We start from the raw sequence: 13,820 nt of genomic DNA on the forward strand, positions 1-13,820 counted from the left end.
GGTCTCTACGCCGTTGATCCTCCCAGCTGACTACGACACCGTCACGTTCACCGACGACGGCCGCTATCTGCACGCTGGCCCGCCGCAGTCGCACCCTTGCGACGCTGACGGCGGATCTCCGCAACCCGAGCGTCCGCGGCGTCAAACAATGCCCTGCACCTCGTCATACGTCAACGGTCGACGCCCGGCCGAATGCAATAATTAACTGGTGCAACTGCCGTATTCGTCCGGTGTCGTATTCCCCTGGGCGGACGACAGCAGCTCAGGCCAGCGCGAGCGGGACGGGGACTGGCCACGGTGACGCCGAAGTGTGGCGTTCCCGCAATCCGGCCGGGTGTTGTTCCGACCCGTGACGTGCCGCGATCGGCAGCCGAACAGGCCAAGCGACGTCGGCGTATGCTCTGCGCATGGGGAAAGAGTCAGAACGGAGCCGCACAATTATCGTCCAAGACGAGATGCAGGGTCCGCTCGCCCCACTCGACTTCGGTCCGCTGTTCGCCGCCGCGCGGGGCACCACCGCAGGCGAAAGCATCGATGACGGCGCCGAGACCACTGAGCTTCCCTCCTCTGACGACGCGAATGACATGGATTGACTTCCTACTTAACTGGTGCAGCTGCGGTATTCGAACTTGTCGTATTCCTCGGCTTCGCTCAAGTGAGGTTGGCTGGCCCGCTTCAGGGCGACGAGACTGTTCCTCATGGTGATATCGGACTTGGTTCTGCGCGAGGGGGACGGGCTGCGCGCGAGCGGCCGGGTGGTAGCCGACGGCGAGACCGTCTGGTTTGAGCCGCCGCTGCCGGTTCCCCTGCTGTGGCGCAGTCCCGGAAGTGAGCCCGCGCCGCGCCCCAGCGAGTTCGGCGTCCCGGTCCTCGGCGTTGATCTGGCGAACCTGGACGACCGGCGCGCGACGTCGGGCGGCGTCGAGGGATGGGTGACTCTGACTGGGACGTGGCGGCGGGATCGCCTGCTGGTCGAGCGGCAGGAACCCGGCGGCGGCCGCACCGACAGATCCGCTCCGCAATGGCGCCGGCCGCCTTGCCCTCCGCCTCAGGGCGGCTGGCCGAAGGGTGAAACGAACGACAACATCCGCGTAGCCACTGACGTCCTCGCAACCCTCACGATCACCAGCCTGGCCGTGTTCCGCCCCAGCGCTCACCAGGCGGTGTTGGTGGTAGCCACCGACGAACCCGAGCACGCGGAGGCGGTATTGCGACCGATCTGCGGCGACCGTCTGTGCATCGTGCGAAGCCGCTGGACCAAAGAGCAGCTCAATGACGCCAGTGAACGACTACGCGCCGAGATGCGTGCATGGATGATCTACGGTAGCGGCCAATCCGTATCTCAGGACGGCCAAGCAGTCCTGACAGTCAAGCTGACTCACGTGCTGCCTTCGTTCGCGCAGTGGGCCGACACCCTGGCCGAAGGTCTCTTGTCCGTCACACCATGGCTGGTGCCGCAGCGAACTTCTCAGAGCCTGGCTGCGACCTGCCTGGATGTGGATCGGCCCCCGCCGCCGTATTAGGGTTATCGAACATGTCGATGACGCAGCCTGATCCGCCGTTGACCGTAGACGAGCTAGTCAGTACGGGTGGGGAACGCGATGTGCTGGAGGCGTTTCTGGACCTGTATCGCAGGGTGGTCATACGCAAGCTGATGGGCGTGTCGGCCGAACAGGCGCGTTTGCGGCTCGTGCCCTCCTTGACCACCCTCGCGGGCGTGGTCAAGCACCTCGCGGCGGTGGAGCGGGAATGGTTCCAGCTCGTGCTGGCTCAACGCTCCTATGACGAAATCGGCGGAGTGCCACACGATGACGGTTGGGCCCTCGGCACGGAGGAGACTGTTGAGGACCTCATCGCGGATTACGAGCGGGCGTGTACACAGTCTCGGCAAGTCGCGTCGGGTTTCGAGTTGGAAGACTCGGTACCTCATGCTCGGTTGGGTCGGGTCTCGTTGCGGTGGATCTACATCCACATGATCGAGGAGACCGCCCGGCATGCTGGACACGCCGATGTCCTTCGAGAGCAGACCGACGGTGCGACGGGCTTCGACGGCTGATCCGAGCTGACGCACCCCACATATTCTCGATCGCGTCGCATTCCCCCTGGGACAAGCTCGGGTAGCCCGCTCCCCGCCCGTTGGCCTGTCAGCCGAGGAGCCGCTGTGCCCAGTACACGTGCCGGTTCTTGCCCAGGAAGACCAGAGAGACTGTGAGATCGGATACGGCGATCGGTCCGATCGACGGCGGGATCATCGCGACGAACTCGACCGGTCCGGGCGCATCGGTGGGCACGCTGACGCCGCCGGAGTCTGTCGAGCGATAGTCGGACAGCCAGGGATAGCCACTGACTCCAGCGCTGACCGCACCGTCCCAGCCCTGCCACACCTTGCCCGGGTCCGGGCCGGTTCCCCAGATGCTTCTAGCCAGATAGCGCGACCGCATGTCTTCCACGAGAATCCAGTACTGACCAGCGTTTCGGGCACTCCTGGGCATCGTGTAACGCACCTGTCCAGCGACGAGCTGCCACCCGGGGTCCAGATACGGCACGTTGAACGACTCCCGGCGGACACCCCACCCTGTGAGCACCGGCCAGACGCTGTCGTTGCCGACCATCTGCACGATGGCGTGCGCCGCGACCGCCTCCGGCCCGTACGGCGGCTTGTCCCGCCACCACCGGACCCCAGCCCAGCCTCCGAGTAGTACGGCGACCGCCAGCATTCCCGACGCGATCCCACGCCACTGCCGCCGAATACTCATGCCGGTCATGGCAACCAGTGCATCACATTTGAGCGACCGAGTGAACTGCACGTCGCGGTCGAGGAAGGGTTGTTCCCGGATCTGCGGCCTGTTCGGTGACGCGTGCCGCAAGGTATGTCGACCAGTCCCGCTGGGCGCGGGCTGCCCAGGCGATCGCGGTGCTGACGTGGACGTCCAGCAGGCTGGCAAGTACAGCAGGCGGCAGGTCGGCGGCGAGGTCGATGAGGGCTGCGTGGCGTCCTTCTTTGGTGTCGATGCCGCACGCGGCGAGCTGGTTGCATGTGTCCTGGGGTGATCGGGTAGACGCGCAGCTGTCCGGGGAACAGCCATCGGGCTGTTTCTGGCGCGTTGGTGGGGGTGCTGGCGTTCGCGAGCTGCTGGTGGATGAGCTCCGCCACGCGGGGCGGCAGTTCCAGGGAATGTTTACCAAGGTTGACGTAGGTGTGGTTCGCATTGGTGGCGATGTTGTAGATAGTCAGGCCGAGAGCGCGGCTGGTGGTGATGCCGAACAACAGATTGAGCACGCCGATGATACGAACGGGTAGAGGCATGCCGTTGTCGTTCAGGCAGCGGCGTAACTGCTGCAAGCGCTGCGTTTCGTCGATGAGCGCACAGGCCAGACCGCGACGCGCAGGCGGCACGGTCAGCCGGCGAGCCAGGTGCCGTCGGGAGGCCCAGCCCAAATATCCGCCCATCGGCTTGCTGCGGTTACCGGGTTGGTCGAGCCACAGGTCCAGGTCGGGCTGAGTCAGGTCGGTCAGAAGTAGGCCCCGTTGGTCGAGCCACGACAGTAGGCCCAACGCGGCGCTGATACGCAGGCGCGCATTGTTGGCGGTACCGATCCCGGCTCCGCGCCGAGCACGGGCGGCCCGGCGGGCCCTGTGGAGAACGTCCCACTCGGCGTAGGGGCGCACCAGGTGTGTGTGGTGCGCGGGTCGGTCCCGCAGTTGCTCGCGTAGCCAGGGGGTGATCCGATCGAGATACTCATCGCGCGGTGGTAAGACGGCCGCGAATATCAGTAGTCGTCGGATGTGGTGCAGCATCATCGATGGTGGCAGTGCGTCGAGCACGCCATGGGTCAGGGGTGTGGCGTCGCGGGCCAGTGCGCTGATCAGGTGTCGACCACTGCGTGGGTGGCGTAGCCAGTTGATCAGCGCGGCAGGCCGGTCGGTTGCGGCGAGGGCCGCGGCGAGGGTGGCGTACTGGCCGGTCAGTTTCCCGTCGCTGTCGGCGAGTGCCTCGTGCAGGCGTTGCGGGAGAAGGCATCGCGCACATTTCCCGGTAGCGTGAACCGGGCCGGGAGCCCCACATGTCTGGCAGGTGTAGTCGGTATCCCCAGTGCACGGTCCGCACAGCGGTTTGCGGGAGGTGCCGCCGGCGAGGACTTTGAACTCGCCGCAGGACGCGCACGGGCCAGGGTGGTTGAGTGTCCAGCCGTAACAGGTCTGGCAGACAGGTCCGATCGGCCAGATCGCGTTGACCGGCTTCGACTTGCGGCACCGGGCGCATCGCCGCGAGGGGCGCGGCCGGCAGCTATTGCACATAAATTGGCCTTGCTGGTTACGCCCGCCGGGTCGACGCCAACCGCATCGGGAGCAGTCGTCGATTGGGCCTCGGTGGCAGGAGTCGCATAGGTCGCCGTGCTCGGCGGACGCGCGGGCTCTGACCGGCCGTACTTCGCCACAGCGCGAGCATGGTCGCTCGACGCGGCCATGCCGGCCGTAGCAGCGCCGGCATAGCGGCCCGGCCGCGGTGTGCATCGCCGCCGGCGCCAGACGTCCACACGTACCGCAGGTGTGCAGTAGGACGGGGCGGCAACGTTGACACAGGACGCCACCGTCGGGCAGCCGTTTGAAGGGTCGGGACACGCGTCCGCAGGCGGCGCAAGGCTTGTGCCCGTCCGGGTCGGCCGCTACGCAGGTTCCGCAGATTCCGCCTTCCAGTCCCCACCCAGCGACCAGCGCCGGCCGGCCGCAGCGGGCGCACGGCGGTCGCGGCTTGTCCTGCTGCGCGCACGGTTTGCAGACCCGGCCTTGCGGGGTGACCACCCGCAACAGCACGCCCGTGCGTCCGCACCGGCCGCAACCGATCAGCCGGACGCCGCCCAGCCCCTTTCCGTGCAGGACGCGGACCAGCCTGTCCACTGCGGGCGGGCAGGCTGCGGCTCCCGACACCAGCGCGTCGGGATGGTCGATCAGGTGCCGGTCCAGTGCCCGTAGTGGGATGTGGGCGGCGACTTTCGCCTCCTGCATCGCTTCCAGCGCCGCGGCCGGGCTCAGCTCGGGGCAGCTACGCCTGATGACTCCGGTGATTCGCGCGATCACGGCGGACCGGTCGGCGTACCTCACGACAGGTCCGGCCGTCTGACCGCCACTCGGCGTCCCGTCGGTGCTACTGCTGCCTTCTCGCCGCCGCGTGGACCTCCGCCGGCCGCCTTCCGCACCGGAGTGTTGACCACCTCGATCTCGATGAGGTCGTTCGGAGTGCAGTCGAAGATGTGGCACAGCGCGGCGAAAATCTCCATCGAGAGTCTCTGCGGTGGCTGGGTCACCAGCCGGAACACCTGCTCCCGGGACAGCACCACACCACGCTCAGCCAACGGCCCGACCAGGTCCGTGGTGGCGAACATTCCGTGTCCGGCCATCACCTGACGCAGGTTCCACCGGTAGCCCATTTTCCGTTTCACCGGCTCGCCTCCAGGCCGGATTGATGCTGGCGCAGTTTGTCGCGCAGCAGTTGGTTACGGAACTCGTCCGACACGCTGGTGTAGATCGCCGTCGTCGAGGCGAAGGCGTGCCCGACCTGGTCCTGAACGAACTTCGCGGGATATCGAACTCGACCAGATGAGTGACGTAGGAGTGACGCAGACCATGCAGGTCCAGTTCTTCGGGCAGCCCAGCCAGATCGCGGACGATCTCGAACACCCGGCCAAGGCGGTAAACCGACAGCCGGGCCGTGCGTTCACTGACCCATAGCGCCGGATGGGCGGCCGGTGCCAGACGTGGTCGCACCTCGGTGAGGTATTCGTCCAGGACCGCCACGATCCAGTCCATTTCCGGGACCGTCAGCACCGTGCGCCGCTTCGGCGCACTGCCCCGGGAAGCCTTCGCCAGCCGCACGAACAGCGCCCCGAACCGGCCGAACGCCGGCATCGACGGATTGTGCCGCAGATCAGCCAGATCCAGGCCGCACGCCTCCCGCCGTCGAAGTCCGTAGGCGTAGACCGCCTTGAGAACCGCGGCGTCCCGGACCGCGACCAGTGCGCCTTTGCGCCCTCGCGACCGGATATCGTCCACCCGCTGATCGGCAGTGTCGAACAAGACCTGCACCTCGTCGTAGGTCAACGGCCGCCGCCCCGGCCGGCCCTCGTACTCGACGGCATGCACCATGGAGTTCCACTCGTGCAACACCGCCGCCGGTGCCTGCCCGAACCGCTCGCGACACGCCTGCGGCCACCCGTACCGGGTGTCGGTCACGAAGTCCTGAAACAACCGCATCGTGGTCTGATAACCGCGTAACGTCGACAACGCTGCCGGCCGGGGCGCCGAGCGCAGCATGTCGAAGAACGCCTCCAACTCGGCGCACGCCCACTGCCACGGGTACTGGTTCGTGAACTCGGCCAACCGGCGAATCAGCGCCAACCGCGCACGCACGGTATCCCCCGACAGCCCCCGAGTGCGTTGCTGACGAGCTCAACCCTCCAGCATCGCCTCAAACACGGCCGCCGCCGGATCCAGATACGACACCCCGTCAACCAGCATCAGCGGCGCAGCACCTGGGAGATCGACAACCGTCACGTTGCATCCAACGCATCAATGTTGAATCGGATACGGCTCGCCTGGTCGACGTCCGAATGGACGCACTTGATGATCTATAATCGAGCGCGATCGAAGCTTCGCGTATGTTGCAACAGATGCAATAGCTAACGATTCTATGGACTGTGCGGTTGCATCCAGTAGCTGCCGAAGTACGGGTACGGAATGGTGCGGTGGTGGGTTCCGCCGTCACCGGATTGTTCGTAGCCGACGTAGCTGGTCATGCTGGCATCGGTCCAGTGGTCGAAGATGACGACGTGACCGGCGCCGCCGGGTGCGGGGTTGATGAGCAGGTCGCCGGGTTGGATCTGTTCCTTGGTGATGGCCGGGTACTTGTTTGCGAGATCGGCGGTGTCGAGGCCGGGGCCGGGCAGGCCGAGCGCCATGGACGCGTATCCGGAACAGTCGCGGCGGTAGCCCTGGAACAGGTCGCCCTGGATGTTGCTGGACAGATAGGGCACGGGGCCGCCGTCCCAGCCAGTAAGCCAGGTCTGCGCCCGGGCGAGTATGGCCTGCGCGGCCAGGCATCCGCCGCTGGGGCTCGGCGCTGGGCCAGCGGGGGCCGCCGCGAGGCGCACAGCGATCAACGGCGCGGTTCCCGATGTCACCATGGAGCCGAGTGGCGTCTTTGCGGATGAGGCAGTCGCGGCGCAGGGCGTGCCGCACTGATCGCCGAGCTCCATCGCCCCGCCTGCGAGGGTGTCGACGAGCAGCGTGGCGTCCGGTTCCCACTTCGCGTATGCACTTGGGAAGGCGCTGCGCTGTACTGCCTGCGCCACGTCGGTGAGTGGCATCGATTCCCAATTCGGGATGGCCAGTAGTTTCTGGTAGAACTTCGTGGCCGCGTAGGTTGGATCTCGTAGTTGGTCAGGTGTGCCCCAGCCCTGGCTCGGGCGCTGTTGAAACAGCCCGATCGAGTCCTGGTTGCCGGTGGTGCCGGCGCGTAGCGCGGATTCCTGAAGAGCGGTGGCGATGGCGATGACCCAGCCCCGCGGTGGGACGCCAAACCGTTGACCCACGGTGATGATGGTGGTGGCGTTGGTGACCTGTTCGCTGTCGTAGCCGCGGACGGTGGTGGGGCCACCGGTGGTCAAGGCCGGCGTGGCTCCGCCGGAAGCGCTGGGTGCCGGGCTGGTGGGCACGGCGATGCAGGGTGAGTTGGCGCCGCCGGCGAAGAGCAGGACGCTACCGAAGGCGCCCAGGCCGACGACGCCCACGACGGCGGCGATGATACGGGCGATGAACTTGGTCGTCACGTGTGTGGTCCTCTCGAAGCTGGAATGTGGTTTCTACGGCGTGCAATTGCGGCACGTCGGCGGTGCGATGTTGCTCAGGAGTGCAAAAGGGCGCGACGTGCGCGCCGTATGAGGCTTGGAGACGACGGGGAGGCGCAGGCCCCTCCGTGTTGTGTTGCGGCAGATGAGGGGCTCGAACCGTTACTATCAGGGCGGCTCGGCCGCGAGGCGACGCGGCATCACGCTATCGATCACCTCGGCTCGGCGGCTGCCATAGGCCATAGCCCGACGTGGCGACCGAGTATGGGTCCTCGCCCCACGCGAGCGACGCTCCGCGGGTGTTTGGGCCTCGATGCCGCGCGGGACAGCGAGTCGTAGACAACAAAAAAGGGCGCGATATGCGCGCCGTAGTTCGGCGACGGTTTTCTTGCGTGGTCGGGGCGTTCGCGCTGTGAAGTGCTGGTTTAGCTGAGAATGACGGCGACGAGCGCGCCGGAAAGCAGGAACACTCCATAGGGCAACGGCTGGCGGCGGTGAATGCGACGCGTGGTCAGCAGGATTACGGTGATGATGGCGCCGGTGAGGATGGTCCAGACGACGCCGGCCAGGACGGTGGTTAGGTGCAGCCAGCCGAGGGCGGCGCCGAGGGCGAACGCGAGCATGGCATCCCCGCGGCCCATGCCGTGACGGACTCCGGCGAGGTAGTAGAAGCCGCCTTGCGCGGTGGCGCCGATCAGCGCGCCGAGCAGGATGCCCGGGTGCTGGGTGATGATGCTCGCGGCGGCGGCGAGGGTCAGTGTGCTGGCCGCGGCGGCGAGGGTGAGTGGGTCGGGTAGCCGCAGCACGGCCCGGTCGAGGCTGGCCAGGGCGACGCCAAGCAGGCCGGTGATAGTCCAGGCGGTCAGTAGCCAGGGGGTGGGGGCTCGCCAGGCGGCGACCGCGACCACGGCGGCGGCGAGGGCCTCGACGCTGCCCGGGACTGGGCCGATCGGCTGGCCGCAGCGGCGGCACTGCCCGGTCACCGGCGCCATGGCGAGCACACCGCGCCCAGCTACGGCGACGACCGGTGTGCCGCATTGAGGGCAGTCAGTCCGCAGCGGCTGCCGGTAGCCGACGGCATGTGCGTAGATCAGGCCGCGCAGCCATGGTCCGGCGACCAGCGCCACCGTGACGGCGGCCGGGAACGTCAGCGGCATGGCCGGCGCCACCAAGGAAGGTCGCTCACCGTGATGACTGCTCGCCATGCCTTGTCGGTGCGGTCAAGCCCCCGTTGCATGTGGTCCATTGTTGATCCAGGTCACGGTGTCGACCAGCCTGTTGCGGCCGGCGGTTGCCGGGAGGAGCACTGGTGCTCCTCCCGGCAACCGGAATCAGGTGGGGCTACGGGGCGGCCGGCAGGGTGGGGTGGTGGCCGTTGGGCTGTTGGAGCAGGTGCAGCAGCCGCTGCACCGGGGGCATCGGGGAGTCGAGCAGCCCGGCCGCGCCGGCGGCGCGGATGTGTTGGATCTGCCGGACTGCGATGCCGTGCTCCGCGGCGAGGACGCTGTTGGTGTCGTCCGGTGTCTTGAGCATCTGCTGCCAGATGTCACGCCACCGCTGGTAGTCGGCCTGCTGAACAGGAACGCGCCGCAGCAGGTCCTTGGGCACCTCAACCGGGACGACGTCTGTGTCCTCAGGGAGGACGGCTGGTTCCGGCTTCTCAACGGGTGGTGGGGCCAAGTCGACGGCGATGGCGCGGGCCCAGCCGGCAATGTCGGATTGGGCGGCCAGGGTGGTGGCGACGGCCTGGATGTCCAGGGTGGTCACGGCGATGGTGGCGATGGTGGGGTCCTTGTGGCGGGAGCGGATCAGGGTTTCGACCTGGGCGGCCAGAGCGGCGGTGCGCCGTTCCTCACGCAGTCGCCGGCGGGCTTCGGTAAGGGATTCGTGCACGGTGTAGCGGTGCTGGAGGGCGAGGTCGCGGGCGCGGCGGGTAACGGCCGGTTCCCGCCACCACTGGCCGATGCCGTAGGCCGGTGCGGTCGGGGCGAGTTTGCCGGCCGCGCGCAGCGCGTCGCGGCGTCGGGCGGCGCTGTGCATCAGCCAGACCGTGTAGGCGAACGTGCCGAGCCCGCCGAACACGACCGCGAGGTACGGGATGTCGTGGTGACCGACGATGTTGATGCCGACCGCGCCGGTGGCCGACGCGGTGGACAGGACCTGCCAGCCCAACGCAGTCTCGCCGAGCCGGCGGCGCGCGTCGGCGAACGCGGCGGTGACCACGCCGCCGAGGTCGACCACGACAGCGAACGGCAGGACCAGTAGCGCCCGGGCCCACCATGGCATGGTGGCCGGCCAGGGCGGGATGGTGACGCCGACCCAGATCTGCCCGATCGACGATCCGGCGGCGGCAATGGTGTAGAAGATCCAGGCGGCGCGTTCAGCGGCCCGCCCATCCGGTGCGCTGGTTATGGGGTTGGTCGTCGTCATGACCCACCTGCCGACGCTGTCACGTCGTGTGTGGCGTACATGCGGGGTGAACCTCCTGGCCAATAGGGCAGGGGCGCCCCGCAGTGCGGGACGCAGCGCCTGCGAAAGGCAGTGCGTCCCGCGCGGTTCCGCGCGGAACGGTGCAACAGGACGGCCGTCCCGGGGGACGGCCCGGTATCGCCGGGGTTTTCTTCTGGACGGCGTCGCATGAGGCCGAGTAGGGCCGGTGATGGCACATCGCGGTCGCAGTCCAGGTGACGCGGGCCGCGTCACGGGTGACGATGAGGTGCGTCACCCGTGACAAGCCCCTGATGAATGTGAGCGGCACGGCGTGGCCGGCGCGGGTCGTATCTTGGCCGCGTTGGCCTGCGCGTTCCTGTTGCGATGGTCAAAGTTGAGTGGGCGGGGCATGCCTGCCGGCGGGTCAGCTATCGGCCGTCGGCCGTGCTCACGCCACTCAGGTGGGCGAGGTGGGTGGGGATGTCGTGGGGCAGGTTGTGGCGCAGCCACCGACCGAACACCTCGTTGCTGGCCCGCACGAGGGCGTGGTCCTCGCCCGGGGCCAGGTCGCCATTGATGGCCTCGGGGTAGGCGGCGGCGAACGCCTGCCACATTGCGTCCCGGGCGCTGGCCGCGGCCCGGACGAACCGCTCCTGTTGCGCGTCGACATCCGTGATGACCGCGACGATCACGTCGGCCAGACCAGCGGCGCTGGCTCCGGTGGGTACTGTGAGCTGCCAGTCGTCGCCGTCGTCGGGGCCGATCGCGAAGTCGGTGGTGTCGGCGGCCGGGCGGGTTTGGCCGGGGCCGCGGAACCAGCCCGGCCCGGCGGCCACCGACCATCGGGCCCACCCTTCGGGGCCGATGTAGCGGCGACCCGCATACAACACGGCGTTATTCCCGCCGGCCTGTTCAACGACGGTCTCGTGGCCAGCTTGGCGAACGAGCAAGGCGACCTCGTCGAGGTCGATCGTGCTCGGCTGCCGCCCGTCGTCGTATGCGGCGCGCAGTTCGGCGAGCTGGGCGTCGTCGAGCACGGTCCCGAGTGCGGTGTCGCCCAGGTGGCGGGCCCAGGTCCGCAGGTCGTCATCGGTGGGCGGCGGCGCGTTGGTGAACCCCCGGGACACGCCCAGTGCGGTGATGTCGTCGAGGAGACGCTGCCACGGTTGTCCGCCGGTCCTGGTGGTGTCCGCGCCGTGAGTGTTGGCGTTGTCCGAGCCGGCTGGCGGCCGGGTGGTGTGGTTCATCGATCAGTCCCTCCACAGGTGGGATGCCGCTGGCCGCACCGGGAATCGGACGATGTACGCCACTCTCCGGACCGGGGATGGCGACAAGTAGTCCGATTCCCGGTGCGGGGCGTGGGGTGGCGCGTGCCGCCGTCAGCGGGCGGCGCATGCGGGGGTTACTGGCCGGGCTGTTGGGCCGCGGTCAGGTCGTGCAGGACGTCGGCGGCGTCGCGAACGACGCGTAGCTGTGGGTGGCGGCGCAGCGCCTCGTGCACGCCGGCGGAGAGGGTGGAGGTGACCGGCCCGGGAACCACCATGGCGAGCCGGCCCAGGGACAGTGCGTGCTCCAGCGTGGTCAGGGTCCGGCTGTGCGGGGCGGCCTCGACCACCACGATTCCCCGGGTGAGCGTCGCCAGCAGCTGGCCGGTCGCGGTCATCCGGTCGCGGCTGGGACGCACGCCGGGCGGGTACGCGCTGACGAGCGACCCGTTCGTGGTGACCTGGTCCAGCAGCGCAGTGTTGCCGGCCGGGTGGGGTCGGTCCAGGCCACAGGCGGTGATGACCACGGTGCGGGCGTCGCTGACCGCGAGCGCTCCTCGCAGCACGGCGGTGTCGATGCCGTAGGCGCCGCGGGTGGCGATGGTCGCGCCGGCGGTGGCCAGGCTGTAGCCCAGGTCGGTACCGACGGTGGTGCCGTAGGGGCTGGCGGCGTGGGCCCCGACCACGGCGACCGCCCGGTCCAGGACGGCCGACAGCGGGCCGTGGCCGCGCACCCACAGGCACACCGCCGCGCCTGCGGCAGCATCGACGTCGACGGTGGCCAGGTCGGGCAGCCGCGTGGGCCACTCGTCGTCCTCGGGGATGACGACGCGCGCCCCGACCCGCCGGGCGTCCGCACCGACCCGGGCGGCGTGGGCCCGCAGCTGGTCACCGTTGACCCGTTCCCGCAGCTGCACAAGCGCGCGCCCGGGCGCGGTGCCGTCGATCATCCGGGACAGGGCGTCCACCGGGCCGCAGGCGGCGACCAGCGTGTGCACGTCGCGGTCCCCGGTGGCGGTCAGCAGGGCGAGGGCCGCCCGGGCCGCCCGCACCTGGTCCAGGTCGCCGTTCACCGGAGGTCTCCGTCAACGCTCGGGATGCCGGGCATTGTGGTGGGGTCCTCTTCCACGTCGTCGGGGTCGGGGTCACCGGTGGCGAGGTCGATGAGGATGGTCTTCGCGACCCGCAGCACCGTCGCGGCGCACGCCTTGACCAGGTCAAGGTCCCCGTTGGCCCAACCCAACACGTAGGCGTCGCTGTAGGAAGCGGTATCCACACCGAGCGCGGCGCAGACGATGTGTGCCACGCTTTCGGCCTCGGTCTCACGCCGGCCGCGGTGCAGGTTCTCCCCCACCCGGGCGCTGGTCAGGTGCTCACAGCGGATGTGGGCCAGCTCGTGCACCGTCGTCTTGAGCCGCTGCGCCGGGCTGACGTCGTCGCGGACCCGCACCTGCATCACCGCACCGCCGGTGGTCATGCCGTTGGCGTCGCCGAGCAGCGCGGAGCCGGGTGGGGCCAGCTCGAACCCGTACCCGGCGTCTTTGATCAGCTTGACGACGTCGTCGAAGGCGTCACCCGGGTCATCGCCTTCCAGCAGCCGCGGTGTGGTGGACGTGGCCTGCCGGTGCCGGCGCAGGTACTGCACGGTGGGTACCTGGAAAGGTTCGCCGTCGGTTTGGGACAGATCGAACGTGGACGCGAGCCGGAAACCCACCACCTGAACCGACGGGCGGCCGTCAGGGTCGCGGCGCACCTTCCGCCCGGCCGCCTCCATCTCCTGCGCCTCGTCCTCGCTGGGGCGACGCTTGACCGGTGCCCAGACCTTGAAGGACTTCTCATCCCGGCGGACCTGCCGGCCGTATTTGAGCCACCCGGTCGAGCGATCCTTGCTGCCGTAGGGCAGGAAGTACTGCGGCTCTACGTTGCGCTCGGCCGCCTGCATCATCAACAGCAGCTGATTGCCGAGACTGTACCGGGCACCCCATGCGGCGACGGTCTCGACGAACTCGATCCACTGCGCCGGGTCGGCCGCCATCGCCGCCAGCCGTTGCTCGAAGTCCTCCCGAGCCTTCTCCAGGAACGCCTCGCGCTCCTGACCATCGTCGGCGCCACGGCCTCTGGTCTCGGTCTTCGTCGTTCTCCTGGTTGGTTTGCCGTTCTTGGTGGGCTTCGCTGCCCGTGTGGTGCGTTGGTTCGTGGCCACGGTGTGGCCCTCCTATCCCCGCCGAGTGGCGGCGGACAGGCTGGGGCCCGCGCGGCCCCAGCATGCCCGTGAGCACA

The 13,820-nt window shown here is 68.5% G+C and carries 13 protein-coding genes; 3 read left to right on the forward strand and 10 right to left on the reverse strand.

Annotated elements, in window-relative coordinates:
- The first annotated feature begins 407 nt into the window (after positions 1-407).
- From Raf01_RS21245 to Raf01_RS21255, 3 genes are all read left to right on the forward strand, one after another.
- A complete protein-coding gene (locus Raf01_RS21245; protein WP_203919700.1) occupies positions 408-593 on the forward strand; it encodes a hypothetical protein in 186 nt (61 codons plus the stop codon).
- A gap of 105 nt (positions 594-698) precedes the next feature.
- The gene (locus tag Raf01_RS21250; protein ID WP_203919701.1) at positions 699-1,523 is read left to right on the forward strand and encodes a hypothetical protein; all 825 of its coding nucleotides are present in this window, start codon (positions 699-701) and stop codon (positions 1,521-1,523) included.
- 11 nt (positions 1,524-1,534) lie between these two features.
- Positions 1,535-2,056, forward strand: coding sequence for a DinB family protein (locus Raf01_RS21255; protein WP_203919702.1), 522 nt, complete (start codon positions 1,535-1,537; stop codon positions 2,054-2,056).
- Between the two features lie 88 nt (positions 2,057-2,144).
- On the opposite strand, the gene Raf01_RS21260 is transcribed toward Raf01_RS21255, so the two are convergent.
- The 10 genes from Raf01_RS21260 to Raf01_RS21305 form a co-directional block, all read right to left on the reverse strand.
- A complete protein-coding gene (locus Raf01_RS21260) occupies positions 2,145-2,756 on the reverse strand; it encodes a hypothetical protein (RefSeq protein WP_203919703.1) in 612 nt (203 codons plus the stop codon).
- Between the two features lie 5 nt (positions 2,757-2,761).
- On the reverse strand, positions 2,762-3,826 hold the full coding sequence (locus tag Raf01_RS21265; RefSeq protein WP_203919704.1) for a hypothetical protein: 1,065 nt from the start codon (positions 3,824-3,826) through the stop codon (positions 2,762-2,764).
- A 1,274-nt stretch (positions 3,827-5,100) separates the two neighbouring features.
- A complete protein-coding gene (locus tag Raf01_RS21270) occupies positions 5,101-5,385 on the reverse strand; it encodes a helix-turn-helix domain-containing protein (RefSeq protein WP_239133782.1) in 285 nt (94 codons plus the stop codon).
- Positions 5,348-6,397: a tyrosine-type recombinase/integrase gene (locus Raf01_RS21275; RefSeq protein WP_239133783.1), complete on the reverse strand. Its 1,050-nt coding sequence runs from the start codon at positions 6,395-6,397 to the stop codon at positions 5,348-5,350. Before Raf01_RS21275 ends, Raf01_RS21270 begins: the two co-directional genes overlap by 38 nt.
- 290 nt (positions 6,398-6,687) lie before the next feature.
- Positions 6,688-7,827, reverse strand: coding sequence for an NlpC/P60 family protein (locus Raf01_RS21280; RefSeq protein ID WP_203919705.1), 1,140 nt, complete (start codon positions 7,825-7,827; stop codon positions 6,688-6,690).
- A gap of 443 nt (positions 7,828-8,270) precedes the next feature.
- A complete protein-coding gene (locus tag Raf01_RS21285; RefSeq protein WP_203919706.1) occupies positions 8,271-9,002 on the reverse strand; it encodes a prepilin peptidase in 732 nt (243 codons plus the stop codon).
- Positions 9,003-9,186: 184 nt separating this feature from the next.
- Positions 9,187-10,275: a hypothetical protein gene (locus Raf01_RS21290; RefSeq protein ID WP_203919707.1), complete on the reverse strand. Its 1,089-nt coding sequence runs from the start codon at positions 10,273-10,275 to the stop codon at positions 9,187-9,189.
- 428 nt (positions 10,276-10,703) lie between these two features.
- Positions 10,704-11,522: a hypothetical protein gene (locus tag Raf01_RS21295; protein WP_203919708.1), complete on the reverse strand. Its 819-nt coding sequence runs from the start codon at positions 11,520-11,522 to the stop codon at positions 10,704-10,706.
- Between the two features lie 155 nt (positions 11,523-11,677).
- Positions 11,678-12,613 carry a DNA-processing protein DprA gene (locus Raf01_RS21300; protein ID WP_203919709.1) on the reverse strand — a complete coding sequence of 312 codons (936 nt, stop codon included), beginning with the start codon at positions 12,611-12,613 and terminating at the stop codon, positions 11,678-11,680.
- A complete protein-coding gene (locus Raf01_RS21305; protein ID WP_203919710.1) occupies positions 12,610-13,743 on the reverse strand; it encodes an ArdC family protein in 1,134 nt (377 codons plus the stop codon). The genes Raf01_RS21300 and Raf01_RS21305 overlap by 4 nt, the downstream gene beginning before the upstream one ends.
- Positions 13,744-13,820 lie beyond the last annotated feature (77 nt).

The sequence above is a fragment of the Rugosimonospora africana genome, assembly GCF_016862975.1.
Classification (GTDB): domain Bacteria; phylum Actinomycetota; class Actinomycetes; order Mycobacteriales; family Micromonosporaceae; genus Rugosimonospora; species Rugosimonospora africana.